This is a genomic window from Pseudoxanthomonas sp. YR558, assembly GCF_900116385.1.
Classification (GTDB): Bacteria; Pseudomonadota; Gammaproteobacteria; order Xanthomonadales; family Xanthomonadaceae; genus Pseudoxanthomonas_A.
This window is the reverse complement of sequence record NZ_FPCI01000002.1, coordinates 844,839-870,606: the sequence shown is the minus strand read 5'-3', so window position 1 is coordinate 870,606 and position 25,768 is coordinate 844,839. Positions and strand designations below refer to the sequence as shown.

Genomic DNA, 25,768 nt, shown 5'->3' with positions numbered 1-25,768 from the left:
CCGTTTGCCGGCCAGTCGCGTACGGCGTTTCTTCTATAATTGTGACCAACGCAACACTTTTGTGACAGCGGGGGACATCAATGCAGAGGGAAGCGATCCAACGGATCGGATGGCAAGGGTGGGGGCTTGTGCTCCTGCTTGCCCTGGTGTGCCCGGCAAAAGCCCAGGAATGGACATATCGCGTCCGTCCGGGCGACACGCTGTGGGATGTCGCTGGCGAATACCTGACGCCGTCCGTGCCTTGGCAGCGCTTGCAGGAACACAACCGCGTCGCCGACCCCTACCAACTTGCGCCAGGCAGCACGTTGCGCATTCCCGTGCAGTGGCTGCATCGCCAACCTGCGCGCGCCAAGGTGGTGGCGGTGCGCGGCGACGCCCAGTCGCAAACCTCGTCTGGCCGCGCGGCGCCGGTGACGGCAGGCATGTCGCTTGGCAGCGGCGCCGTCGTGAAAACCTCGCCTGAAGCGACCCTCAGCCTGCAGTTCGCCGACGGCTCTCGCCTGCTGCTGCTTGGCGACAGCGAGTTGCTGTTGGAGCGACTGACGCGGCTTGGTCGTTCCGGCATCGCCGACACGCGCCTGCGCCTGCAGCGCGGACGCATCGGCAACGATGTACGCCACCTGCGCGGTCCCGCCGCGAACTTCATCGTCGATACGCCCAGCGCATCGTCCGCCGTGCGTGGTACCCGCTTCCGCGTGGAGGCCGATGCGACAGGCACACAGACCGAAGTACTGGAAGGACGGGTGGCGGTCAGCGCCGGTGCGAAGCGTGCTTTGGTGCAACGCGGATACGGCGCCGTGGTGGCGCCCGATCAGGCCGCGGTGACACCGGTTGCCCTTCTGGCTGCGCCGGACCTGTCCGGGCTCGTGCCCGCCCCGCAGGTGACGCGCGCACCGCTGACCTGGCCGGCCGTGGCGGGTGCGCAGCAGTACCGCGTCCAGATTAGCGAACACGTGCGTTTCGACAGCCTGCAAGTGGACTCCTTGGTCGACACGCCCGGCTACACGCTGCCGCCGCTCGAGGAAGGCCGTTACCACGTGCGTGTGCGCGCGATCGACGCCCGCGGGCTGGAAGGCCGCGACGCGGTGGCGCAACTGCAGGTGGACGGATTGCTACAAGCGCCCTATTCGATCGCGCCGGTGGCGGCCAGCGTCGTGCGCACTCCCGACGTTGCGTTGAGCTGGACCCAAGCCCCCGGCGCGGCGGCCTACGACTACGAGGTGGCGGGCGCCACTGGCTTCTCGCAGCCGATCGCGCACGCCCGCGTGAAAGACGCCACGTCGGCCGCGCTGCCGCAATTGCCGCCGGGCGATTACATCTGGCGTATCCGCAGCGTGGACCGCGTCGGCAGGACGGGGCCGTTCGGGGACGCGGTCGCCTTCACCCTGCGCCCGCTGGCCGAGGTCACCTCTATCGACGGCAGTGCCGCAGAAGCCGGGGACAGACGGCACGTGACGTTCCGCTGGCCCGCAGGCCAGCCGGGGCAGCGCTACCGCTTCCAGATGTCGCGGACCGCGGATTTCCGGGAAGTGACCGTGGATGAGACCGTCAGCGAGGCCGAAATCACCCTGCCCCGCCTGCGTAGCGGCACCTGGTACCTCCGTGCCCAGACCATCGACGCGGACGGCTTCGAGGGTCCCTTCCCCCGTCCTCAAGTGGTCGAAGTACCCTGCCGCCTCTGCAAGATTGGCGCTGGGGCGGGGGCGTTGCTCATACTGCTCGCCCTGTGAGTACCCCTGCGCCCGCGCCGAAGTGGAAACCCCGCCTGCTGACGGCGGTGGGTGCGGCTGCGCTCGCGGTGCTGGTGACATTGTCGGGCCTGACGGCCACACCGGATGCCTGGGTGTATGACCGGCTGGTGCGCGGTGCCGCACCGGAGGCCGACCCGCGCATCGTCGTGGTCGACATCGACCAGAAGAGCCTGGCCGAACTAGGCCGCTGGCCGTGGTCGCGCCGCGTGCATGCGCAACTGGTCGATCGCTTGCGCCTGGCGGAGACCAAGGGCATTGCCTTCAACATCCTGCTGTCGGAACCCGCGCTCTTCGATCCCGAGGGGGATGCGCTGTTGGCGCGCGCGATCAGTCGCAGCGGCCGTGTAGTGCTGCCAGTGCTCGCCGAGCCCGTCCAGCGCAACGGCGCCAGCGTGGAACTGATGCCGATCCCGGAGTTCGCGGCCTCGGCCGCCTCGCTGGGCCACGCGGAGATGGTGCTCGACGAAGACGGTGTGGCGCGCAGCGTGTACCTGCGTGCCGGCCTGGGGTCGCCGCATTGGCCTGCCCTGGCCCTGGCGCTGTTGCAGCTCGATCAGCCCAACGGCGGCGCACCGGAGCTGCCGGGCCGGCGCCTGGTGACGACGGACGCACCCGCCCCCGCCCAGGACGACTGGGTGCGCGACCATGAAGTGCGCATTCCCTTCGCTTCACCGCCCAATGCGTTCCGGCACGTGTCCTACACGGACGTGCTCAACCAGCGCATTCCCCCCTCGACATTACGGGGCAACTGGATCGTCGTGGGCGTGAATGCAACCGGCATGGGCCAGTACGCGCGCGCGCCGGGGCAGCCGCTCAATGCCGGCATGAGCGGGGCGGACTATCAGGCCAATCTGCTGAACATGCTGTTGAAAGATGCCGCCATCACGCCGTTGGGCGAAGGGTGGCAGGCGCTGCTGTCCGCATTGCTCGCGGCGCTGCCGCTGCTGCTGTCCGCACTGCCTGGCCTGCGTCGAGTGTGGTTGCCTACCGTGATGACGATGGCCGGTGCGGTGGTGCTGTCGGTGGTGCTACTGCGCTACGGACACGCATGGTTCTCGCCGGTTCCGGCGCTGCTCGTGCTCGCGCTGGGCGCGTCGCTGTGGATCTATCGGCTGCTGCGTCGCACTCACAAACAGGCCCAGTCCGATGCGCTGACCGGCTTGGCCAACCGCTCGCGCTTCGATCAGGCGTTGGATCAGGAATTGCGCGTCGCGCGCCGCAGCGGCCAGCCGCTGTCGCTGCTGGTGATGGATATCGATCACTTCAAGCAGCTCAACGACAGCCAAGGGCATACCGTGGGCGACGCGGCATTGAAGGCGCTGGGCCGCGTGTTGCGCAGCCGCGCGCGGCGCCCGCGCGATCTGGTCGCGCGCCTGGGCGGGGATGAATTCGCCGTGCTGCTGCCGGAAACCTCGGCGCAGGCGGCAGCGACCATCGCCACCACGATCCATGTGGACCTCGCCAACCTTGGCCGCAAGCCGCATGGCGCGAATGCGAGCGCATCACCGCCGTTCACCGCCAGCATCGGCATTCACACCTTCCAGTCCGGGGACGACCTCGGCCCGGAGGACGTATTCGACCGCGCCGACGCCGCGTTGTATCGCGCCAAGCAAACCGGCCGTAACCGCAGCTTCAGCCATACCGGCGAACACGAACCCGTCGGCATTTCCGCCACGCGCGTTTAGGGGCCGCGGCCCCCCGGTCACCTCAAACGTCGACCGTCATTCCCGGACGCGCCAGCTCCACCGTCGCCCCATGCCGCTCGCCTATCTCGCCGGCGAGCGCTTCGCGGGCTTTGTCTTCGCCGTGCACCAGCACGAGCGGTGGCGAGGGTTGGAACTGGCCGTACCATTCCATCAACCCATGCTGATCGGTGTGCGCGGACAGCCCACCCACCGTGTGGCGCTGCGCATTGACGCGATAGTCGCGACCATGGATGCGGGCCCACGCCGCGCCATCCACCAACCGCCGACCCAGCGTGCCTTCGGCTTGGTAACCGACGAACACCACGTGCGCATTGCGGCGTCCTAGGTTGTAACGCAGGTGATGCTGGATGCGTCCCCCATTGGCCATGCCGGAGCCGGCGATGATGATCGCGCCGTTCTCGACCTGGTTGATCGCCATCGATTGCTGTGTGGTTTCCGCGACATGCAGGTTCGGCAGCCGGAACGGGTTCGGCGACTGCGACCACACCCGGCGCGCATCTTCGTCGAACAGGCCATGGTGGCGCGCGTAGACGTTCACCACCTTGGCGGCCATCGGACTGTCGAGGAATATCCGCCAGCGCTCGAGCTTCCACGCATCCCAGTTGCGTGCGAACCAGTACAGCAGTTCCTGCGTGCGTCCTACCGCGAACGCAGGGATGAGCACATTGCCGCGATCGCGCCAAGCGTGTTCGAAGATGTCGCCCAGTTCGCGCACGGTCTCCGGGCGGTCGCGATGGTTGCGGTCGCCGTAGGTGGATTCCATCAGCAGAAGATCCGCCTGGCGCACCACGGCGGGGTCGCGCAGGATCGGCGTCCCTTTCGGGCCGAGGTCTCCCGAGAACACCAGCTTGCGGCCGTCGGCCCAGAGTTCGACGATTGCCGAACCCAGGATATGGCCCGCATCGCGCAAGGCGATATCCACGCCTGGCACGATCGTCGTGCGCGTGTCGTAAGGCAGTGGCTGCACCTGCTGCATCGCCTGCTGCACGTCGTCGTCGGCGAACAGGGGTTCGGCCGGGATTTGTCCCTTCCGAAGATGTCGATTGGCGCGCTCGGCCTCCGATTCGGAGAGCGAGGCCGCATCCATCAGCATGATCCGCATCAGCTCGGCGCTGGCCTGCTGGGTATAGATCGGTCCGCGGAACCCGCGCTTCACCAGCAGCGGCACGCGCCCGATGTGATCGATGTGGGCGTGGCTGAGCACCAGCGCATCAAGCGTCGACGGACCGAAGGGGAACGGCTCTGCGTTGCGCGCCTCCGCCTCCCGACTGCCCTGGATCAAGCCGCAATCCAGCAGCACGCGCTTGCCTGCCGCTTCGACCAGGTGCATCGAGCCGGTGACCTCGCCGGCCGCGCCATGGAAATGAACCTGCATGGGGATGCCCTCCTCTGCCTGAGGCCGATGAGTATGCCGCCTGCCAGGGGGCGAAATCGGCCGTTTTTGCACCGCCGATGGCGCGAGGCTGAAGGCGATGCGCCTACCACCGGTTTCCGTGGTGCCACCCATGACCTTCGACACACCTGCCCTTATGCGGGCAGGCGTAGAGTCCCCGCACGCCCCCGCCCGGGGGTTCCTTTTTTCCATTGCCCCTCCCCGGGGCCGGAGTAGACCGTGATTGCCCGCAAACCCCAGATCCTGATGCTTTCGCTCGCCGTGGCCGCCGCACTGGCCGCGTGCGCCAAGAAGGAAGAGGCCGCCCCGGCCGCCGACACGGCCGCGAAAGCGCCTGACGCGCTGGAACTCAAGCTGGACGAAAGCACCCTGCCGGGCGTCAACCGCTTCCAGATCGCCGACCTCGACACCACCAAGAATGCTTGCGCCGACTTCGCCGGCTACGCCAACGGCAAGTGGCTGGCCGCCAATGCGATCCCGAGCGACCGCACCAGTTGGGGCGCCTTCGAGATGCTGGACGAGCGTTCCACCGCCGTGCAGAAGCAGTTGGCCGAGCAGGCCGCTGCACACGCCGGTGCGACCGGCGTGGAGAAGATCGTCGGCGACCTCTGGGCGACCGGCATGGATGAAGCCAAGGCCAACGCACAGGGCATCGAGCCGATCGTGCCGATGCTGAAGTCGATCGACGGCCTGCAGGACAAGGACGCCATCGTGGCGTACCTCCAGCAGACGGCGGCCAAGGGACAGAACTTCCTGTTCGGCTTCGGCGCGCTGCCGGAATTCAGCAATCCCGACATGAACACCGCGGTGGCCATGCAGGGCGGCCTGGGCCTGCCGGACAAGAATTACTACTTCGACGCCGACAAGAAGGACATCCGCGACGCCTACGTGGCGCACATCGCCAAGGTACTGGAACTGTCCGGCGTGGCCACTGCCGACGCCCAGAAGCAGGCGACCGGCATCATGGCCTTCGAAACGCGCCTGGCGAAGGCGTCCAAATCGCGCGAAGACCTGTCGCGCGATGTCAGCCTGTACAACAACATGGTGTCCGTCGCGGACGCCGACAAGCTGACGCCGAATTTCTCGTGGACCAAGTTCCTCGAATCGCAAGGCGTGACCGGCCTGCAGCAGTTCTCGCTGGCCATCCCGTCCTTCCACCAGGAAGTCAGCAAGATGCTCGGCGATACCGATGCGGCGACGTGGCGCGCGTACCTGCGTTTCCACACCGTCGATGGCGCCGCTCCTTACCTGAGCGACGCGTTCGCCAACGAGCAGTTCAACTTCTACAACAAGACGCTGCGCGGCCAGAAGGAAATCGAACCCCGCTGGAAGCGCGTACTGTCCACCATCGAGAACCAGAGCGGTGAAGCGCTGGGTCAGATGTACGTGAAGGTCGCGTTCTCGCCGGAAGCCAAGGCCAAGATGGAAACCCTCGTCGCGAATCTGGGCGCCGCGCTCAAGGCGCGCATTCAGAACCTCGCCTGGATGAGCGACGAAACCAAGGCCAAGGCGACGGAGAAGCAGGCCGCGTTCACGACCAAGATCGGCTACCCCGACAAGTGGCGCGACTGGGCCGGCCTGTCCACCAGCCGCGACAGCTACATCGGCAACGTGCTGGCCGCGCAGGAGTTCAACTACAAGTTCGACCTGGGCAAGATCGGCAAACCCGTCGACAAGACCGAATGGGGCATGCCGCCGCAGATGGTCAACGCGTACTACAACCCGTTCCAGAACGAGATCGTGTTCCCGGCCGCTATCCTGCAGCCGCCGTTCTTCGATCCGAACGCCACGGATGAAATGAACTACGGTGGCATCGGCGCGGTGATCGGCCATGAGATGACCCACGGCTATGACGACCAGGGCAGTCGCTTCGGCCCGACCGGCAAGTTCGAGAACTGGTGGAGCGAAGCCGATTCCAAGGGCTTCAAGGCGTTGACCGGCAAGCTGGTGGCGCAGTTCGACGGCTACCGCACCGCCGACGGCCAGAAGATCAACGGCAACCACACCCTGGGCGAGAACATCGCCGACCTGGGCGGCCTGGCCACGGCCTACGACGCGATGAAGAAGGCCACCGAAGGCACGCCGGACCCGAAGACCGACGGCCTGACCCGCGACCAGCGCTTCTTCCTCAACTGGGCCACGGTGTGGCGCCGCAACTTCACCCCGGAAGAGCTGAAGAACCGCATCGCCACCGACGAGCACGCCCCGGCGCAGTTCCGCGCCATCGGTGCGCCGTCGAACCTGCCGACGTTCGCCGCGGCGTTCTCCTGCAAGGCCGGCGACGCAATGATGCGCGGTGGCGACCAGCAGGTCGTGATCTGGTAAGCGAGTACCTGGCGTAACCCGAAAAGGCCCGGCTTGTCCGGGCCTTTTCCTTTCCTGACCGTGCGGATGCATGCTGACGGCGAAGTCTGTGACACAGGGCCGGTTGGCGCCGCCAAGTAGGGCGGGATTTGCACGATGGCGTGACAGGAGGCCCGCGGCGCCCTTGCTAGAATCGCCCGACCCCTGAATCACGGAAGCACCCCTGATGTCCCTCCCGCGCACCGCACTCGGCCGTCCCACCCTGATCGCTCTCGCCCTGGTCCTGGCCCTGGGCGCCCCGGATGCCGATGCGCAGCGCAAGAAGCGCGCCGCGCGTGCCCCCGCCGTCAGCGCGGAGTGCACCGACTTCTACTCCGCGACCAACGCCGCCTGGCTGAAGAGCCACCCCGTCCCCGCCGGCGAAGGCGGCGTGAGCGTCCTGGGTGCCTTCCGCGAGCGCACGTTGGAGCAGCAGCGCGCCCTGCTCGACGCAGCGATGAAGTCGCCGCAAGGCAACGTGCAGAAGCTGCTGGGCGACTTCTGGGCGAGCGGCCTGGACGAAGCCGCGGTGGAAGCCGATGGCGCCAAGCCGATCGCGCCGCTGCTGGACCGCATCAACGCCATCAAGAAGCCCAAGGACGTCGCGCCAGCCATCGCCGCGCTGCACCAGGTCGGCATCCCAGTGGCGTTCAACTTCAGCCCGGACGTCGATCTGCAGGCGCTTGACCGCCATATCGGCTACTTCATGCAGGGCGGCCTGGGCCTGCCCGACCCCGCCTACTACACCCGCAGCGACGCCGATACGCGCGAACTGCTGGGCCGTTACCGCGCCTACGTGAAGCAGGTGCTGGCGCTGACCGGTACGCCGGCCGCGAAGCTGGATGCCGAATCCGCCCTCGTGATCGATCTGGAATCGCGCCTGGCACAGGTGTCGAAGCCGATCGTCGACCTGCGCAGCCCGTTCGCCAACTACGCGCCGGTGCCGACTAAGGACTTGGGCAAGCAGTACCGCAACCTGCAGCTCGATGCCTTCCTCAAGGCGCAGGGCGTCAGCGACGACACCGTGTCGCTCGCCGACCCGGCCCTGTTCAAGCGCCTCGACGGACTGGTCGCCAGCCTCAAGCCCGACCAGTGGAAGGCCTACCTGCGCTGGCGCGTGGGCGATGCGATGGCGCCTTATCTGGCCAAGCCGTTCCGCGACGCGGAGTTCGACTTCCGCGGCCGCGTGCTGCGGGGTGATGCCGCACCGGCACCGCGCTGGCGTCAGGTGCTCGACGCCATCAACCTCGCCGCCGGCCCGATGCTGGGCAAGGAGTACGCCGAGCGGTATGTCCCGTCCGACCACAAGCGTCGTGCCGAGCAGATCGCCGGCCAGGTGCGTGACGCGCTGGGCCGCGGCATCGAGCGCAGCAGCTGGCTGAGCGACGCCGCCAAGGCCGAGGGCAAGGCGAAGCTGGACAAGCTGAAGATCGAAGTCAGTACACCCAGGCGCGACCTCGACTACAGCGTGCAGCCGATGGGTCGCGGCAGCTTCGGCGGCAACATCCTGATCGCGTCCACCTGGCGCCATCGCGAAGAGATGAAGCGCATCGGCAAGGGCAACGCCGATCGTCGCTGGGACGTGCTGCCTCAGCAGCCAGCGCTGGCGTACGACCTGGCGCAGAACCGCCTGATCGTCACCGCCGCCGTGCTGCAGGAAGAAATCTTTGATGCGAAGCAGCCGGCGGCCGTGCAGTACGGCGCGTTCGGTGCACTGGTCGGCCACGAGCTGAGCCGCGGCTTCGACAGCAAGGGCCGCATGGTCGATGCCAAGGGCCAGCTGCGCGACTGGTGGAGTCCGGCCGACGTGGCCGCATGGAATGCGTTGGGCAGCAAGGTCGCCACGCAGTACGGCGCGTACGCTTATCCCGACCTGAAGAACGTCAAGGTCAATGGCGCGCTGACCCAGGACGAGAACCTCGCCGACCTCGCGGGCGTCGAACTGGCATGGGATGCGTTCGCGACCGCCGAACCGCAGGCCAACGCCGCGGCGAAGCAGTCGTTCTACAAGGCTTGGGCCACGCTGTGGGCGCAGAACCTGTCCGAGACCGAAGCTGCGCAGCGCGCAGCGGTGGATGTGCATGCGCCCGGCCAGTGGCGCGCCAACGGCCCGCTCACGCAGCAACCGTCCTTCGCGCAGGCGTTCACTTGCAAGGCCGGCCAGCCGATGCAGGCCAGCGAGGCGGAGCAGATCCGCGTCTGGCGCTAAGGCTTTCGCGAAAGACGGCACGAGAACGGCGCGGAATTCCGCGCCGTTTTTCTATCGCAGCATCACTTGACGATGCGCATGCGGGGCGGACCCTTCCGGCCGCGCCCGAACGGTGGTTGGCCACGCCAGTAACGGATCATCAGCCAGCCGAACACCATGCCGCCGAGGTGGGCGAAATGGGCCACGCCAGGCTGCAGGCCTGTGAACCCCATCAGCAGGGCGAGCACGGCGTAGATGATCACCAGCGTCCGCGCGCGGATCTCCATCGGCAATGGGAAGATGATCATGCGATTGTTCGGGAAGAGCATCCCGTAGCCGAGTAACAGCCCGAACACGCCACCTGACGCGCCCACCGTGGGATACGGCATACCCCCGTTGCTCACCATCCACCAACCCACGCCGAGTTGCAGCAGACCTGCACCCACGATGCAGACCAGGTAATAGGTAAGGAAACGCTTCGGACCCCAGGTCTGTTCCAGCGGACTGCCGAACATCCACAACGCGAGCATGTTGAACGCCAGGTGTGCGAGTCCCGACGTATCGTGCATGAAGCCATACGTCAGCAACTGCCACGGCATGAAGCCATAGCCGACCGGCCTCAGCGCAAACAACATGTCGAACGCCCCGCCCAGCAACAATTGCAGGACATAGACGGCGACATTGGCAATCAGCAGGTTACGGGTGACGGGCAGCAATCGGGGAAACATGGCGGTCCTCATGGCATCTGCCGCCATGATACGTGTCTCACGTTAAGGCTGGCCCGGGCCCCACAGCGCCTCGTCAAGCGTGTCGGTCCTGCGCGGACGCTTCACCCGCCCGTTCTCCACCTTTACGCCCTCCGCACGCAGGCGCTGGCTCTGCTCGCGATAGGCCCGCGAGCCCTCAGGGAACGCGATGCGCCCGTCCGAGCGCAGCACGCGGTGCCAGGGCAGTCCAGGGTCGTCGTTCTGGCTGAGGATGCGCGCCGCCAGCCGCGCCCGCCCCGGCAGGCCCGCACGGTGCGCGACTTCGCCATAGCCGGCCACCTGCCCGCGCGGGATTGCGCGGATCGCGGCCAGGATGCGGTCTTCGGGAGACTTGGCGCTCATGCCGGATTAGCATAGCGGCATCGGCAACACCGGAGCACGCCATGGAAAACTTCGAACAGGTTCGCGGTCACCTGAATTCTTCGGGCTACAAGGTCACCATGCACGACCCCTTCGTGGCCTGCGTGGAACTGTCGCTGGGGAACGGCAAGCGGCACCAGGCGATCTTCCTATCCGAACTGGGCAACGACGACGAGCGCGGCTATCTGCGCGTGAGCACGGTGATCGCACCCATGACCGGCATCGACGCCAAGCGTGCGCTTAAGTTCAATTGGCAGAGCAGCGTGGGCTACCTGGCCATCGGCGAACTCGACGGGGTGCCCTACCTGCAGCTGTGCGAGAACCGCCCCTACGAAAGCCTCAGCCCGGCCGAGGTGGACCGCCTGGTGCTGGAGATCGGCGGCCTCGGCGACAGCATGGAGCGCGCGCTATCGGCAGAAGGCGACCTGCTGTAGGGCGGGCCCAGGCCCGCCATCGCGCACTCAGCACCACAAAAAAACGCCGGGCAAGCCCGGCGTTTTTCGTGGTGTGGGCACGGCGGGAATCACGCCCAGCCGATCGATTCCAGCAGACGCAACAGACCGTAGGCGATGCCGCCGGCAGCGGGAATCGTCAACACCCACGCCCACAGGATGCGCTCGATCACGCTGAACTTCAGTGCGCGCGGGTTCTTCGCGAAGCCTACGCCCATGATTGCAGTGGAGATGCTGTGCGTGGTCGAGACCGGCATGCCGAAGTGCGCAGCGACGGTCAGGATGGTGGCCGAGCTGGTCTCCGCGGCGAAGCCGTTGATCGGGTGCAGCTTCACCATCTTGTGACCGAGGGTCTTGATGATCTTCCAGCCGCCCGAGGCGGTGCCCAGCGCCATCACGATGGCGCAGGTGATGACGATCCACATGGCGATGTCCTGCTCGCCGGCGCTGCCGGGATGCAGGAACGCCAGCCACCCCGGAAGGTCGTCGAGCGCACCGGTCGCTTCGGCGCCGAACAGCGTCAGCGCGATGATGCCCATGGTCTTCTGCGCGTCGTTGTGGCCGTGCGCATAACCCATGTAGGCGGCGGACAGGATCTGCGCTTTGCCGAAGAACTTGTTGACGAAGTGCGGGCGCGCGAGCCGGCCCAGCCAGCCGCCGATGCGCGCGAACAGGACGATCAGCCCCCACAGCGCCACCATCACCACGATGCCGAGCAGGAAGCCCGCCACTGGCGAGGTGATCATCGGCAGCACGACCTTCCACAGGATGCCCTTGTTCTGCGTCCAGTCGCCGGCCGCCTGCGACCAGATCAGCGCGGCCCAGTCGTTGTGCGCGGCCGCAAGCGCGGCGCCGCACAGGCCACCGATCAGCGCGTGCGAGGACGAGGACGGCAGGCCTTTCCACCAGGTGATGAGGTTCCAGATGATGCCGCCCAGCAGGGCGCACAGAATTACCTGCGAGGTGACCTGCACCACATTGGTATCGATCAGGCCAGAGGCGATCGTCTTGGCGACCGCGGTACCGGTCAGCGCACCGATCAGGTTCATGCCGGCCGCCAGCATCACCGCCTGGCCCGGCGACAGCACCTTGGTGGCGACGACCGTGGCGATGGAGTTGGCGGTGTCGTGGAAGCCGTTGATGAACTCGAAGACGAGCGCGGCGAAGATCACCACCAGCACGAGGGTAAGCATGGGCGCGACCCGTCAGCTGTTCTTGAGGACGATCTGGTACGCCACCACGCCGGCCTCGCGGCAGCGGTCGATGGCCTTTTCCAGGATCTCGAAGAACTCCTTCAGCAGGAACATCTGCAGGTGGTCCAGGCGACCGGAGTAGATGTCGCGGTACAGCTCCAGCATCAACCGGTCGGCCTCGTTCTCGATCGCGCGCAGCTTCTCGTTGAGCGAGGTCATCCGATCGATGTTCATCTTCTTGATCTCGTGGACCATGTCCACGACCACGGCGGCGGCCTGCTCCAGCATCGCCGCGCGCGGCGCGAAGTCGATGCCTTCCAGGTGTTGGATGGCCAGCGAGTAGCGGTCGGCGAACTTCTCGACCTGCTTCGGGATCTTGTACAGCGCCGAGCCCAAGGCCTCGATGTCCTCGCGCTCGATCGGGGTGATGAAGCTGTCCACTAATGCCTTACCGATCTTATCCGAGGCCGCGCGCTCGCGCAGGCGCGCCAGCTTGAAGGCATCGAGCGCCGGCTGGCGGTCGGTGGCCTTCATCATGGTGTGCAGGGCCTTGGTGCTGTCGTGGGCAGCTTGGGCGGCCTCGTCCAACAGCGTATAGAACTGCTGGCCGGAGCCGAAGATCGTCTGGAGGGAGAACATCGGGCGGTCCCACCGTCACGGGATGGACGGCTTCAGGGGCGGAATTATGACCGTTTCATGACTCGGACGGACAGTCCGACGCGGTTTGCCGAGAGGTTTCCGGGGGTCGCATTAGCCAAACGTCTTGTTCAGCTTCGCGTCTCGTCTACGGGGCCGTTTGCTAAACTCGCCCCGCGCCCCCTGGGGTGCACCCTATGGACGACGACCCTACTCCCCCCCACTGTCCCCCGCGACAGACCCCGCCCGCCTCGCCGGCCCTCCACCTTTCTGACCGGGAGGCGCCGTGCTCGAGCTGCTAATCGTCGCCTTCCTGATCGTCATCAATGCTTTCTTCGCCTTGTCGGAGATGGCGCTGATGACGTCGCGCAAACTCAAGCTCAAGCAGATGGCGCAGGAGAGCCGCGGCGCTCGCGTGGCCCTGCATCTGGCGGAGCATCCGGACAATCTGCTTTCCACCGTGCAAGTGGGCATCACCGGCTTGGGCATTCTCACCGGCATGTTCGGCGGCGACGCCATCGGCCAGATGATCTCGTCATGGCTGGCGGATATCTGGCCCGGCGCGCAGCGCTATACCACGCCGATCGGCGTCGGCACGGCAGTAACCCTGATCACGGCCAGCTCGGTCATCTTCGGCGAATTGATCCCGAAGCGCCTCGCGCTGACCAACGCCGAGTCCATCGCTTCCGTCGTGGCGATCCCGCTGGACTGGCTGTCGCGCATCGCACGCCCGGTCGTGTTCGTGCTGGGTGCGATCAACCGCGGCGTGCTGCGCATGCTGGGCATCCGCGACGACAACCGGGCAGCCGTGACGGAAGAAGAGATCCGCATGCTGGTGACCGAGAGTCATGAGCAGGGCGTGATCGACGCCGACGAACGCAACATGGTCAATCGGGTGCTAAGGCTCGGCGACCGGACCGCCGACAGTCTGATGACCCCGCGCAAGAAGATCGTCTGGCTGGATGCCGCCGCCTCCTACGAGGACAACCTGGAGACGATGCACGAGTCCGCGTTCTCGCGCTTCCCGGTGTATCGCGGCAGCGACCAGGACGTGGTCGGCGTGCTCGAAGTGAAGTCGCTGCTACCGGCATTGGGGGCGGCGAAGCCGGACCTCTTCATCAAGCTGCGCGAACCGCTGTTCGTCTCCGAGTCCACCCACGCGATGAAGCTGCTGGAGATCTTCCGCGAAGAACAGCAGTCGCTGGCGCTGGTCGTGGACGAGTACGGTGAGATCCAGGGCCTGGTGACCCAGAGCGATCTGATGGGCGCCGTGGTCGGTCGTCTGCAGGCCGCCGAGCACAATATCGACGAAGCCCCGCTGGTCGTGGTCCGCGACGACGGCTCGCTGCTGGTGGACGGCTCGCTACCCAACGACGACCTGCGCGAACTGCTGGGCGGCGTGGCCCTGCCCGACGACGACGAGTACAACACCCTCGCGGGCATGATGATCGAGCGCTTCGGCCGCATCCCGCACGTGGGCGAGCAACTGGAATGGGCCGGCTGGCGCTTCGAAGTCGTCGACCTGGACGGTGCGCGCATCGACAAGCTGCTACTGCAGAAGCTGCCGGAAACCGACGGCGAAGACCTGGCGGTCTGATATGGCCGCAGACGACGCGCCCCGACACACCAGCACCGCCACGCTGATCGACGGCTTCGCTGCCGGCGATCCCGACGAAGTGTTGCGCCTCGGCGACCTGCTGAAGGGTTTCGGCCCGGCGGCCTTCGGCATGCTGCTCTTCATCGGCGTGCTGCCGGCCTTCATTCCGGTGCCCGGCGTCGGCGGCGCGATCGGCGGGCCGATGGTGATCCTCGTCGGCGTGCAACTGCTGTTGGGCATGCGCAAGGTCTGGCTGCCGGACTTCCTCGCCCGCCGCGGGCCGCATCGGAGCGCGATGATGCGTTTCCGTCAGCGCATGGCGCCTTGGCTGCGCCGCCTGGAGAAGCTGGTGCGTCCCCGCATGGCGGGATTCCTCGACAACCGCATCGCCCTCAGCTTCACCGGGCTGCTGCTGGTGCTGCTGGGCATCCTGCTGGCATTGCCCATCCCGTTCACCAATTACGTGTTCGGCTTCCTGTTGCTGCTGTTCGCGCTGGCGCTACTGGAACGCGACGGCGCCCTGCTGTTGGCGGCATGGATCGCCGGCGCGATCGCCGTCGTGGTGTTCGGCTTCCTGTCCGGCAACCTGGTCGAATCGCTGAGTCGACTGATCGACAGCTGGTTCTGAGCAAGTCGCGCTGCATTTGTAGGAGCGACGTAAGTCGCGACCGTAGCAACGGAACCGCCGCAACAGACGGCTTGCCTAGCGGACTGGATACTCTGCCATTGCGTCACTGACAGCGTGCGGTCGCGACTGGGTCGCTCCTACAGAAAGCAGCCGCCGGTCAGGCGATCAGCTGCGTGAATTCCGCCGCCGTGACCGGATAGCCCAGCCAGTAACCCTGCGCCAGGTCGCAGCCGCGTTCGCGCAGCAGGTTGAACTGACCTTCCTTCTCGACGCCTTCCGCCACCACGGTGATGCCGAGCGAATGCGCCATCGCGATGATGGCGGTGGTCAATGCGAGGTCGTCGGGGTCGCGCAGCATGTCGGCGATGAAGCTGCGATCGATCTTCACGCCATCCACCGGCACACGACGCAGGTGGCTGAGGCCCGAGAAACCGGTACCGAAGTCGTCCAGCCACACTTTCACGCCGGTGCGGTGCAGCGTGGCGAGCAGCGCACTGGCGTGCGCCTCGTCGGCGATTACCGCGGTTTCGGTGAGCTCGAGGTGCAGGCGCGAGGCAGGCAATCCGGTGTCGCGCAGGCAGTCGGCCACGACGTCGGGCAGGTCGCCGCTGCGCAGTTGGCGTGGCGATACGTTCACCGAAACGAACAAAGGCTCCAGCGCATCGCGGTCGGTGCCCCAGCGCGCGGCAGCGGCGCAAGCCGCGCGCAGCACGCGCGGGCCGATGCTCTCGATCAGCCCGCTCTGTTCGGCCACGTCGATGAACACCGACGGCGCCACCATGCCCAGTTCCGGATGCTGCCAACGCAGCAGCGCTTCGGCGCCGATGATGCGGCTATCGGAGAGGCGGAATACCGGCTGGTACATCAGGCTCAGCTCGCCGCGCTCCCATGCGCCACGCAGCTCCTGCTCCATCCGCACGCGGCGTTCCACCGCCTGGTCCATCGCGCGACTGTAGAAACGGTAACAGTTCTTGCCGGCCACCTTCGCCTGGTACATGGCGATGTCGCCGTTCTTCATCAGCGCCGTGGCGCCCGATGCATCTTCGGGAAACAGAGTGATGCCGATGGAGGTGCCCAGGAAAACCTGGCGCTCCTGCACGACGATCGGACGACCGAGTTCGGCCACCAGCTTTTCCGCCAGTCGCGTGGCGCTGCCGCGCACGTCGCCGTCCTGGATCAGGATGACGAACTCGTCACCGCCGAAGCGGGCGAGCAGTGCGTCGTCGCCGCCGAGCTGTTCGACCGCATCGCGGATGCGGTGCGCGAACTGCTGCAGCACCTCGTCGCCGGCTTCGTGACCCAACGTGTCGTTGACGCGCTTGAAATCGTCGATGTCGGCGAACAGCAACGCCAACTGACGACCCGCGCCACGCAACATCATCAGGCGATGATCCAGGCTTTCCCGGAAGGCCAGGCGGTTGGTCAGGCCGGTCAGCGAATCGGTGTACGCCATGCGGCGCACGTCGCGGTCGTGCCGGGCGATGCTGTCGCTCATGGTGCCGAACGCGCGCACGAGTTCGCCGACTTCATCCTGGCGCGCGCTGGCCATGCGCTCGCCGTTGTAGTTGCCCACCTCGATGTCGTGCGCGGCGCGCGCCAGTTGCCGGATCGGCCGCACCAGCGTGCGCTGCACGTACACCATGGTCGCCACGCTGACGCCTGCCAGCGCGGCGAGCAGCAGCGCGATCCAGCCCAGGTGACGCGCACCGAGCTCGTTCAGGCGCGCGCGCGCGGCATTGATCGCTTTGTCCTCGTAGGCACGCACCGAAGCCACGGAATACCCCACCCGCACGCCACCGATGCGCTCGCTGCCGATCATGATCGGCTCGGACACGTCGACGATCTGGGTGGACCACTGCGTGTGCATGGCCCGGGCATTGATCGCCTCGTAAGCCAGCGGATCGGTCATGGTCTGGCCGTAGACGGCGATGTCGGCCGTGCCGTCGTGGATGATGCGGCCCTGGTTGTCGTAGACCAGCACGTAGCTGACGTCGGGTTCCTTCTGCGCGGAGCGCACCAGGCTGCCGACGGCATCGAGATCGAAGTAATAGAGCGGATTGGCCAGCGCGTCGGCCAACTGGTCCACGGTGGCTTCGCCGTGCCGGCGCAGGCTGTCCTCGACCATGCCGTGCATAGCGTCGCGGCCAAGCTCGGCGACTTCCTTCTGCATCACCTTCTGCCGGTGCAGCAGGGTGGCGACCAGCGCGATGACCACCAGCAGCATGATCGCCATGGCGGCCAGGAAGCGCGCCTGCAGCCCGAAGCGCAAGGCCTTCATTCCACCTGCTCCCTGACGCGGGCGACGCCGCGGCGCAGGTTGTCCAGCGCCTGCTGGGAGGCGGGATCCACCGGCATGAAACGGGTCGTGCGGAAAAACACGTTCAACGCATCGCGCGCGGCGGGGTCGTTGGCGGCTTCCAGCAGCACTTCACGCAGGCGAGCCTCCACCTTCGGGTCGAGGTCGCCGCGCACCATTTCGAGCGCGCGCGGGAAATCCTGCGTCTCGTGGATCACCCGGAAGTCGCGACGGAACGCCGGCGGCATGCGTCGCACATCGTCCCAGTCGAGGTTGCTCACTACGCCCGCATCGACCAGGCGCTTGTGCACCCAGGCGGCGATGTTCAGCTCGGAGCGGGCGAACACGTAGCCGACCGAATCGGCCGACGGGCGATCCATCGGCGAGAGCAGGATCTCGAGGCGCTGGCCGGCATCGAGCAGCGCCGTCGCCGGTGCGAAGTACGCGCTGGTGGACGCCGTGTTCTGGAAAGCGACGGTGCGCCCCCCCAGGTCTTCCAGGCGCTCCAAGCCGCTGTCGCGCCGGACGAAGAAGACGCCGTGGTAGCGACTTACGCCGCCACGCTCGGTCAGCAGCAGCGGCCGGGCGCCCGCGCGCTCCTGCAGGCGCATGCCCGTGCCGGCGGTCTCGGTGACCCAGTCCACGCGCCCGCGTCGCAGGTAGCTGGTCATCTGCTGGGTGTCGCGGGCCATCAGGATGCGGCCCTCGGTGATGCCGACGTCGCGCATCCGCGGGACCACGTAGTCGAGCAGCGGCTTGAGCTGTTCGTAGTGGGCTTTCGGATCGTCGCTTATGCGTCCCAGGACGAGGACACGGTCGTCGCCGGCCGCACTGGCGGGCGCGATGCTGGCGGGAATCAGCGCTGCGCCGATCGCGGCCAGCGCCAGGCTGAACCAGGTTGTACGCAACGATAGGTGCCCGCCGAAACGATGGCGGCAGCCTATCGGAAATCGTGTGAGTTAGACAGCCATCAGCCGCCCGCACCGCCCGCCAGACGGGCCATGCGCTGGGCGTCGGCCAGGATGCCGCGAAGCAGCCTGACCTCCTGTTCGTTCAGGGCTGCCTTGTGGAACAGGCGCCGCAGCTTGCGCATGGCCGAATCGGGGGTCCGGCCCTTGTGGAAGTCGATCGCGTCCAGCGTGTCGCCCAACTGGGCGTAAAAGCCCTCCAGGTGCGCATGGCTGGCAGGGGCCTCGTCCGGCGTCGCATCGGCGGCGGGGACGGCCTGCACGCGCTCCAGCAGGGCCATCCGCAGTTCGTAGGTCAACACCTGGACGGCCGCCGCCAGGTTCAACGAGCTGTAGTCCGGGTTGGCGGGGATGTGCACCGCGGCCTGGCACAGCTGCAGCTCCTCGTTGGTCAGGCCGGTGCGCTCGCGGCCGAACACCAGGGCCACCTCGCCCGCCGCCTCGGCCTGGCCGACCGCGACGGCCGCCGCCTGGCGGGGCGCGTGTTCCTCCAACTGGACGCGGCGGCTGCGGGCCGTGCATCCCATCACCAGGTGGCAGTCCGCCACGGCTTCGGCCAGCGTGGCAACGACGGGCGCAGCGGCGAGCACGTCATCCGCGCCCGCTGCGCGCCGGAAGGCTTCGTCCGCCGGGTAGTCCTCCGGCGCCACCAGCACCAGCCGGCCCAGCCCCATGGTCTTGAGCGCGCGAGCGGCCGCGCCGATGTTGCCGGGGTGTTGCGTGCCGACGAGCACCACGCGGAGGCGGGCGGCGAGCGCAGCGGGGATGGGATCGGTGATGGCGGTATCGATGACGGAGGGAGGCGTGTTCATGGGGGCAAATGGTAAACTGCGCAGGCCGGCCTCTGCGCCGTGCTGCTCTTTTCCACTCGTTTTGCCCCACCCCACGCCTGTCCGAGGTTCGTTCGCATGCAAAAGCCCGTCGTCACCGTCATGACCAAGGCCGCCCGCCTGGCAGGCAACGTGCTGTTGCGCAGCATCAACAAGCTGGACGCCCTGAACGTGGTGCAGAAGGAGCGGATGGACTACGCCAGCGAAGTGGATTCCGACGCCGAGAAGGTCATCATCAAGGAGCTGCGCCGGGCCTACCCGGACTACGGCTTCGTCGGCGAGGAAAGCGGCGCCCAGATCAACGGCCGCTACACCTTCGTGATCGACCCGCTGGACGGCACCAGCAACTACCTGCGCGGCTTCCCGCACTACTGCGTGTCCATCGCGCTGGTGGACAACGGCGAACCCACCGATGCGGTGATCTTCGACCCGTTGCGCAACGACCTGTTCACCGCCAGCCGTGGCGCCGGCGCGCAACTCAATGAGCGTCGCATCCGCGTGGCCGACCGCAAGGAACTGGCAGGCGCCATGATCACCACCGGCTTCCCGCCGCGCGAGCGCGCCCGCGCCGGTGCGCAGCTGGAATGCGTGCGCGAACTGCTGGTGCATGCCGAAGACATCCGTCGCACCGGATCTGCCGCCCTGGACCTGGCCTATGTGGCCTGCGGCCGGTCGGATGCCTATTTCGAAGCCGGCGTGAAGGACTGGGACATCGCCGCCGGCGTGCTGCTGGTGCGCGAGGCCGGCGGCAAGGTGTGCGACTTCCGCGGCGCCGCGCTGGGCAAGATCGACGGCCGCACCGCCCTGCCCCGCCAGATCGTGGCCGGCAACCTCAAGGTTGCCGAAGCCCTCCAGAAGACCATCGTGTCGTCGGGTTACGCGGCCTCGTTCAACGGCTGATCGCCGCCCCGAGCGGCAGCCCCTTGTCGTTCCTGCGGCAAGGGGCACAGAAAGAAAAAGGCCACGCATTGCGTGGCCTTTTTCGTACCTGATGGAGGGCGATTACGGGCGGCGCGCCAGCGCCGCTTCGTCCTTGGCCTTCGGCATCAGGTCCTGCTTGGTGACCTTCAGGAAACCGATGGTCAGCAGCGGACAGGCCACGAAGATCGAGGAGATCGTGCCGATCACGATGCCGATCATCTGCGAGATCGCCATGCCTTCCAGCGAACCGCCGCCGTACAGGTACAGCGCCAGCACGGTCAGGAACGCCACGAACGAGGTGATGATCGTGCGTGACAGGGTCTGGTTGACCGAACGGTTCAGCACTTCCACCGGTTCGACGCGCAGGCTGCGGAAGTTCTCGCGGACGCGGTCGAACACCACGATGGTGTCATTGATCGAGAAGCCCATCACCGACAGCAGGCCGGCCAGGATGGTCAGGTCGAACTCGCGACCGGTCAGCGCGAAGAAACCCGCGCAGATCAGCACGTCGTGCAACGTGGTGAGGATGGCCGCCACGGCGAACTTCCACTCGAAGCGGAAGCCGATGTAGATCAGGAAGCCGGCCACCACGAACAACAGGGTGTACAGGCCGTTGAGCGCCAGCTCCTTGCCGATCTGCGGTCCGACGAACTCGCTGCGCATGATGGTGGCGGTATTGCCATCGCTGGAGGCCAGCCGGACCACGTCCTGCGCGGTACGGTTGGTGGCATCCGCGCCGTCAGGCGCGGCGGCCCCTTCCTCGCGCGGCTGCAGGCGGACCAACAGGTCGCTGCCGGTGCCGAAGGTCTGGACCTGGGCGCTGCCGTAGCCGGCCGCCTCCAGGCGCGAGCGCACCTGGTCCACATCCGGCGGGGTCTGGAAGCGGAGTTCGACCACCGTGCCGCCAGTGAAGTCCAGCGCGAAGTTGAAGCCCTTGACGGCGATGGCACCGATCGCGACGACCGCCAGGATCACGGCGACCGCGATGGACACCCACCGCAGGCGCATGAAATCGATGCGGGTATCGTTCGGGACGAGATGCAGGGGAAAGAGTTTCATGGTTCGTGTGCTCTCGTCAGATGGCCAGCGACTTCAGCTTGCGGCGGCGGCCGTAGATCAGCGTGGCCAAGCCGCGCGACACGGTGACCGCGGTGAACACGGAGGTCAGGATGCCGATCACCATGGTGATGGCGAAGCCCTTGAGCGGACCGGTGCCGAACGCGTACAGCGCCACGCCGGCCAGCAGCGCGGTCATGTTGGAGTCGAAGATCGTGCCGGAGGCTTTCTCGTAGCCCGTGGCGATCGACGCCAATGGCGGCACGCCTGCCCTGAGTTCTTCGCGTATGCGCTCGTTGATCAGCACATTGGCGTCCACCGACATGCCGATGGTCAGCGCCAGGCCGGCGAAACCGGGCAGCGTCATGGTGGCGCCGAACAACGACATCACCGCGACCACCATCACCAGGTTCAACAGCAGCGCCACGCAGGTGATCAGGCCGAACATCCGGTAGTACACCAGGAAGAACGCCAGCGCGAAGACGAACGAGTAGACCACCGCCTTGGTGCCGCGAGCGACGTTCTCCGCACCCAGGCTCGGGCCGACCACGCGTTCTTCGATGAAGTCCATCGGCGCGGCCAGCGAACCGGCGCGCAGCAACTTGGCCAGGTTCTCGGCTTCGGTCTTCTCCAGGCCGGTGGTCTGGAAGTTCTTGCCGAACACGCCGGCGATGCGGGTCGGCGCCAGCGCTTCCTCGCGCACGCGCACGCTGCGCACTTCCTTGCCGTCGACCATGGTCACCGTCGGCACGCGCTCGATGTAGACGACCGACATCAGCTTGCCGACGTTGGCACTGGTGTAGTCGAACATGCGCTGGCCAGCGATGTTGTTGAGCGTCACGTCCACCGCGGGCAGGCCGTTGTTGTCCACGCCGACGCGGGCATTGACCATTTCGTCGCCCGAAGCGAGCACGCGCTTGTTCAACAGCACCGGACCGGCGTTGTCGCGCAGCTGGAACACCTTGGCTTCCGGCGGGATGCGGCCGCTGGCGACGGCGTCGGCAGCATTGCCTTCCACCACCGCACGGAATTCCAGCGTCGCGGTCGCGCCGATCAGGCGCTTGGCTTCGGCGGTGTCCTGCACGCCGGGCAGCTGCACGACCACGCGATCATTGCCCTGACGCTGGATGATGGGTTCGGCCACGCCGATCTCGTTGACGCGATTGCGCAACGTGGTGAGGTTCTGCTCGATCGCCTCGCCGGCGATCTGGTCGAGCTCGGCCTGCGGCAGGCCGATGATGATCTGGTTGCCGCTGGTCTGGTACGACAGGCCGGTGCCCGGCAGCGCGTTGGCGCTGCCGCGCGCGCTCAGGGTCGCCGCCAGCACCTTCTGCGCCGCGGCCGTGTCCTGGCCCTCGGCCAGCGTCACCACGATGCTGTTGTCGGGGCGGCGTTCGACGGCGGTGTAGCGCACGCTCTTGTCGCGCAGGGTGACGCGGGTGTCTTCCAGGTAGCCTTCGATGCGCTTGTCCAGCGCGGCCTTCTGGTCGACCTGCAGCACAAAGTGCACGCCACCCTGCAGGTCCAGGCCCTGCACCATCGGGCGCGCACCCACATTGCCCAGCCAGTCCGGCACGGTCGAGGCCAGGTTCAACGCGACCAGGTAGTCCTCGCCCAGCGCCGCGCGCAGGGCATCGTTGGCCTTGGTCTGTGCATCCAGGCCCGGCAGGCGCACCAGCATGCTGGCGGCCTCGGCCTCCACGGCCTTGGGCTGAACGCCGGCGGCCTTCAGCGCGGTATCCACGCGACCGCGCAGGGCGGCGTCGATGGCGAAGCCGCGGTTGGCGGTGATCTGCACGGAGGGATCCTGTGGGTACAGGTTGGGCAACGCATACAGCGCGCTCGCCAACACGACGATCAGGATCAGGGCGTATTTCCAGCGTGGGAATTCAAGCATCGGGGCGACCCGCACAGGCCCTTCCCGGGCATGCGCTCAGCAGTGGTTCGGAATGAAGCAGGGAACCGTCCCGCCGCGCGGGCGACGGGACGGGATGGATCAGGCGGACTTCAGCGTGCCCTTCGGCAGCACGTTGCCCACGGCGGCCTTCTGCACGCGGATGCGCACGTTGTCGGCCACTTCGATGGTCACGAAGTTGTCGCCGATGTCGGTGACGGTGCCGGCGATGCCGCTGGAGGTGATCACCTCATCACCCTTGGACAGCTTTTCGAGCATGGCCCGATGCTGTTTGGCACGCTTCATCTGCGGCCAGATCATGAATACAAACATGACGACCAGCAGGATTGGCATCAACACCAAGGTACCCATGCCCTGTTGTGCCGGAGCGGCCTGGGCGAACACGGGTGCAACGAAGAAATCAAGCAGATTCATGGACTTGTCCAGTCGGTATCAAAAGCAGCCGGGGATTATGCCACGCGCCGACGGGGGCCGTCCGGGCATCCCCTTGGCCCGGACTGGAAAAGACCGCCCCGGCGCCGGATGGTTCCCCGGCCGAGGACGAAACCGGCATCAGAGGGGCGGCGCGACGGCCCCGCGGGCGGCATAGAACCCGTCCCGGAACGCCTGGAACCGGCCCTCCGCGATGGCCGCCCTCATCTGCGCCATCACCTGCTGGTAGTACCAGAGGTTGTGCAGGGTGCCGAGCATCGGGGCCAGCATCTCGTTGCAGCGGTCCAGGTGGCGCAGGTAGCTGCGGGTGAAGCCGTTGCGGCAGGCGTAGCAGCCGCAGCCGGGTTCGATCGGCTGCAGGTCGTGCTCGTACTTGGAGTTGCGGATGCGCACGGTGCCGAACGAGGTGAAGTAGTGGCCGTTGCGCGCGTTGCGGGTCGGCATGACGCAATCGAACATGTCCACGCCGCGCGCCACCGCTTCCACCAGGTCCTCCGGCCGGCCCACGCCCATCAGGTAACGCGGCTGGTCCGTCGGCAGCTGCGGGCAGGTGTGCTCCAGCATCGCGTTGCGCTCTTCCTCGGTCTCACCCACCGCGAGGCCGCCGATCGCGTAACCGTCGAAGCCGATGCTCTTCAGGCCGTCCGCCGAGCGCGAGCGCAGGTCGTGGTGAACGCCACCCTGCACGATGCCGAACAGCGCAGCGTCGTTGCCCTCGTGGGCGCGCTTGGAGCGTTCCGCCCAGCGCAGCGACAGTTCCATCGATCGCTCGATCACGCGCTTGTCCACGGGCTTGCCGTTGACGTTCACCGGCGGGCACTCGTCGAAGATCATCACGATGTCGCTGTCCAGCACCTTCTGGATGCGCATGCTCTCTTCGGGCCCGAGGAACACCTTCGCGCCGTCCACCGGCGAGGCGAACGTCACGCCTTGCTCGGTGATCTTGCGGCGGTGCGCCAGCGAGAACACCTGGAAGCCGCCCGAGTCGGTGAGGATCGGCTTGTTCCAGCGCGCGAACCCATGCAGGCCGCCGTGCTCGCCGATCACGTCCAGCCCGGGCCGCAGGTACAGGTGGAACGTGTTGCCGAGGATGATCTCTGCGCCGAGATCCTCGACGTGTTCGGGCAGGATGCCCTTCACCGAGCCGTATGTACCCACCGGCATGAACGCGGGGGTTTCCACGGTGCCGCGCGGGAACGTCAGCCGGCCACGGCGGGCCGCACCGTCGGTCGTCAGCAGGTCGAAGGAAAGCCGGCTCACGCGGCCACGTCCGGGAACAGCAGCATCGCGTCTCCATACGAGAAGAACCGGTACTGCTCGCGCACCGCATGAGCGTAGGCGGCCATGATCCGGTCTTTGCCGGCGAACGCGCTGACCAGCATCAGCAGCGTGCTTTCCGGCAGGTGGAAATTGGTGACCATCGCATCGACGCTGCGGATGCGGTAGCCGGGGAAGATGAAGATCTGGGTCTCGCCGGCGAACGGTTGCAGCTCGCTTTCGCCGGCTTCCGTACGACGTGTCGCGGATTCCAGCGCGCGCACGACCGTGGTGCCGACGGCGATCACACGCCCGCCCCGTGCACGCGTCGCACGCACCTGCTCGACCAGCGCTGCGCCCACGTTGAGCCATTCGCTGTGCATGTGGTGCTCATGGATGTTGTCCACGCGCATCGGCTGGAAGGTGCCCGCGCCGACATGCAAGGTCACGTGCCCGAACTCCACGCCTTGCTCGCGCAACGTGGCCAGCAGCGCATCGTCGAAGTGCAGGCCGGCGGTGGGTGCGGCGACCGCACCCAACTCGCGTGCGAACACGGTCTGGTAGCGCTCGTCGTCGTCCTGGCCGGGCGCACGCTGGATATAGGGCGGCAACGGCAGGCGGCCGGCCTTCTGCAGCCAGCTTTCGAGTGCGCCGGGCACATGGAAGCGCAACTGGTAGAACTCGCCGTCGCGACCAACGACTTCGGCCTCGCCGCCGGCATCGAGCTGGATGCGGCTGCCGGGCTTGGGCGACTTGCTGGCGCCGACCTGGGCGCGCGCCGCGTTGTCCGGCAGCAGGCGCTCGATCAGGATCTCGACCCGTCCGCCGCTTTCCTTCTGCCCGAACAGGCGCGCCGGGATCACGCGCGTGTCGTTGAACACCAGCAGGTCGCCGGGCCGCACCCACTCGGGCAGGTTGCGCACGTGGCGGTCCACGAACGGCGCCTCGCCCCGCGGCACGACCAGCAGCCGGCTGGCGGAACGCTCCGGCAACGGCGCCTGGGCGATCAGCGCCTCGGGCAACTCGAAATGGAAATCGGACTTCTTCACGGTCGGGGCCTTGCGGGGGCGTGCATTGTA

At 66.9% G+C, this 25,768-nt stretch carries 21 protein-coding genes; 8 read left to right on the top strand and 13 right to left on the bottom strand.

The genetic code is table 11. The features are described 5' to 3' along the window. Nucleotides 1–128: 128 nt before the first annotated feature. The gene (locus BM365_RS15660) at nt 129–1,730 is read left to right on the top strand and encodes a FecR domain-containing protein (RefSeq protein ID WP_158253492.1); all 1,602 of its coding nucleotides are present in this window, start codon (nt 129–131) and stop codon (nt 1,728–1,730) included. Then, nucleotides 1,727–3,436: a CHASE2 domain-containing protein gene (locus BM365_RS15655; RefSeq protein WP_093490410.1), complete on the top strand. Its 1,710-nt coding sequence runs from the start codon at nt 1,727–1,729 to the stop codon at nt 3,434–3,436. Before BM365_RS15660 ends, BM365_RS15655 begins: the two co-directional genes overlap by 4 nt. A 22-nt stretch (nt 3,437–3,458) precedes the next feature. On the opposite strand, the gene BM365_RS15650 is transcribed toward BM365_RS15655, so the two are convergent. Continuing rightward, complete coding sequence (locus tag BM365_RS15650) at nt 3,459–4,832, bottom strand: MBL fold metallo-hydrolase RNA specificity domain-containing protein (RefSeq protein ID WP_093490409.1); 1,374 nt, start codon at nt 4,830–4,832, stop codon at nt 3,459–3,461. A 264-nt stretch (nt 4,833–5,096) separates the two neighbouring features. Here BM365_RS15650 and BM365_RS15645 point away from each other — a divergent pair, with 264 nt between their 5' ends. Continuing rightward, on the top strand, nt 5,097–7,175 hold the full coding sequence (locus BM365_RS15645) for a M13 family metallopeptidase (RefSeq protein ID WP_093490832.1): 2,079 nt from the start codon (nt 5,097–5,099) through the stop codon (nt 7,173–7,175). 205 nt (nt 7,176–7,380) lie between these two features. After that, on the top strand, nt 7,381–9,402 hold the full coding sequence (locus tag BM365_RS15640; RefSeq protein WP_093490408.1) for a M13 family metallopeptidase: 2,022 nt from the start codon (nt 7,381–7,383) through the stop codon (nt 9,400–9,402). 62 nt (nt 9,403–9,464) lie between these two features. On the opposite strand, the gene BM365_RS15635 is transcribed toward BM365_RS15640, so the two are convergent. Both BM365_RS15635 and BM365_RS15630 read right to left on the bottom strand, forming a co-directional pair. Further along, complete coding sequence (locus BM365_RS15635; RefSeq protein WP_093490407.1) at nt 9,465–10,109, bottom strand: rhomboid family intramembrane serine protease; 645 nt, start codon at nt 10,107–10,109, stop codon at nt 9,465–9,467. 42 nt (nt 10,110–10,151) lie between these two features. Next, nucleotides 10,152–10,490, bottom strand: coding sequence for an MGMT family protein (locus BM365_RS15630; RefSeq protein WP_093490406.1), 339 nt, complete (start codon nt 10,488–10,490; stop codon nt 10,152–10,154). Between the two features lie 41 nt (nt 10,491–10,531). On the opposite strand from BM365_RS15630, the gene BM365_RS15625 reads away from it, so the two are divergent. Beyond that, nucleotides 10,532–10,942, top strand: a complete 411-nt coding sequence (locus BM365_RS15625) for a hypothetical protein (RefSeq protein WP_093490405.1) — start codon at nt 10,532–10,534, stop codon at nt 10,940–10,942. Between the two features lie 89 nt (nt 10,943–11,031). On the opposite strand, the gene BM365_RS15620 is transcribed toward BM365_RS15625, so the two are convergent. Together BM365_RS15620 and BM365_RS15615 are read right to left on the bottom strand one after the other, a co-directional pair. After that, nucleotides 11,032–12,153 (bottom strand): inorganic phosphate transporter, encoded by a 1,122-nt coding sequence (locus BM365_RS15620; protein ID WP_093490404.1) that lies wholly within the window; start codon nt 12,151–12,153, stop codon nt 11,032–11,034. Nucleotides 12,154–12,165: 12 nt separating this feature from the next. Next, the gene (locus tag BM365_RS15615; protein ID WP_093490403.1) at nt 12,166–12,792 is read right to left on the bottom strand and encodes a DUF47 domain-containing protein; all 627 of its coding nucleotides are present in this window, start codon (nt 12,790–12,792) and stop codon (nt 12,166–12,168) included. A gap of 283 nt (nt 12,793–13,075) precedes the next feature. Between BM365_RS15615 and BM365_RS15610 the strand changes: the two genes are divergently transcribed. Together BM365_RS15610 and BM365_RS15605 are read left to right on the top strand one after the other, a co-directional pair. Further along, the gene (locus BM365_RS15610) at nt 13,076–14,386 is read left to right on the top strand and encodes a hemolysin family protein (RefSeq protein ID WP_093490402.1); all 1,311 of its coding nucleotides are present in this window, start codon (nt 13,076–13,078) and stop codon (nt 14,384–14,386) included. A 1-nt stretch (nt 14,387) separates the two neighbouring features. Further along, nucleotides 14,388–15,014 carry an exopolysaccharide biosynthesis protein gene (locus BM365_RS15605; protein ID WP_093490401.1) on the top strand — a complete coding sequence of 209 codons (627 nt, stop codon included), beginning with the start codon at nt 14,388–14,390 and terminating at the stop codon, nt 15,012–15,014. 157 nt (nt 15,015–15,171) lie between these two features. Here BM365_RS15605 and BM365_RS15600 read toward each other — a convergent pair whose 3' ends face one another. From BM365_RS15600 to BM365_RS15590, 3 genes are all read right to left on the bottom strand, one after another. Then, nucleotides 15,172–17,292 (bottom strand): putative bifunctional diguanylate cyclase/phosphodiesterase, encoded by a 2,121-nt coding sequence (locus BM365_RS15600; protein ID WP_093490400.1) that lies wholly within the window; start codon nt 17,290–17,292, stop codon nt 15,172–15,174. Continuing rightward, complete coding sequence (locus BM365_RS15595; RefSeq protein ID WP_093490831.1) at nt 17,289–18,170, bottom strand: phosphate/phosphite/phosphonate ABC transporter substrate-binding protein; 882 nt, start codon at nt 18,168–18,170, stop codon at nt 17,289–17,291. Before BM365_RS15595 ends, BM365_RS15600 begins: the two co-directional genes overlap by 4 nt. A gap of 110 nt (nt 18,171–18,280) precedes the next feature. Next, nucleotides 18,281–19,090, bottom strand: coding sequence for an RNA methyltransferase (locus BM365_RS15590; protein WP_093490399.1), 810 nt, complete (start codon nt 19,088–19,090; stop codon nt 18,281–18,283). A 96-nt stretch (nt 19,091–19,186) separates the two neighbouring features. Here BM365_RS15590 and BM365_RS15585 point away from each other — a divergent pair, with 96 nt between their 5' ends. Then, entirely contained in the window at nt 19,187–20,008 is an 822-nt protein-coding gene (locus BM365_RS15585; protein ID WP_093490398.1) for an inositol monophosphatase family protein, read from the top strand. A 102-nt stretch (nt 20,009–20,110) separates the two neighbouring features. On the opposite strand, the gene secF is transcribed toward BM365_RS15585, so the two are convergent. From secF to queA, 5 genes are all read right to left on the bottom strand, one after another. Further along, nucleotides 20,111–21,088: a protein translocase subunit SecF gene (gene secF / locus BM365_RS15580; protein ID WP_093490397.1), complete on the bottom strand. Its 978-nt coding sequence runs from the start codon at nt 21,086–21,088 to the stop codon at nt 20,111–20,113. A 16-nt stretch (nt 21,089–21,104) separates the two neighbouring features. Beyond that, complete coding sequence (secD, locus tag BM365_RS15575; protein ID WP_093490396.1) at nt 21,105–22,982, bottom strand: protein translocase subunit SecD; 1,878 nt, start codon at nt 22,980–22,982, stop codon at nt 21,105–21,107. Nucleotides 22,983–23,081: 99 nt separating this feature from the next. Beyond that, nucleotides 23,082–23,414 (bottom strand): preprotein translocase subunit YajC, encoded by a 333-nt coding sequence (gene yajC / locus BM365_RS15570; RefSeq protein ID WP_062350875.1) that lies wholly within the window; start codon nt 23,412–23,414, stop codon nt 23,082–23,084. 138 nt (nt 23,415–23,552) lie between these two features. Next, a complete protein-coding gene (tgt, locus tag BM365_RS15565; protein ID WP_093490395.1) occupies nt 23,553–24,692 on the bottom strand; it encodes a tRNA guanosine(34) transglycosylase Tgt in 1,140 nt (379 codons plus the stop codon). Next, nucleotides 24,689–25,738 carry a tRNA preQ1(34) S-adenosylmethionine ribosyltransferase-isomerase QueA gene (queA, locus tag BM365_RS15560; RefSeq protein ID WP_093490394.1) on the bottom strand — a complete coding sequence of 350 codons (1,050 nt, stop codon included), beginning with the start codon at nt 25,736–25,738 and terminating at the stop codon, nt 24,689–24,691. Before queA ends, tgt begins: the two co-directional genes overlap by 4 nt. Nucleotides 25,739–25,768: the final 30 nt, after the last annotated feature.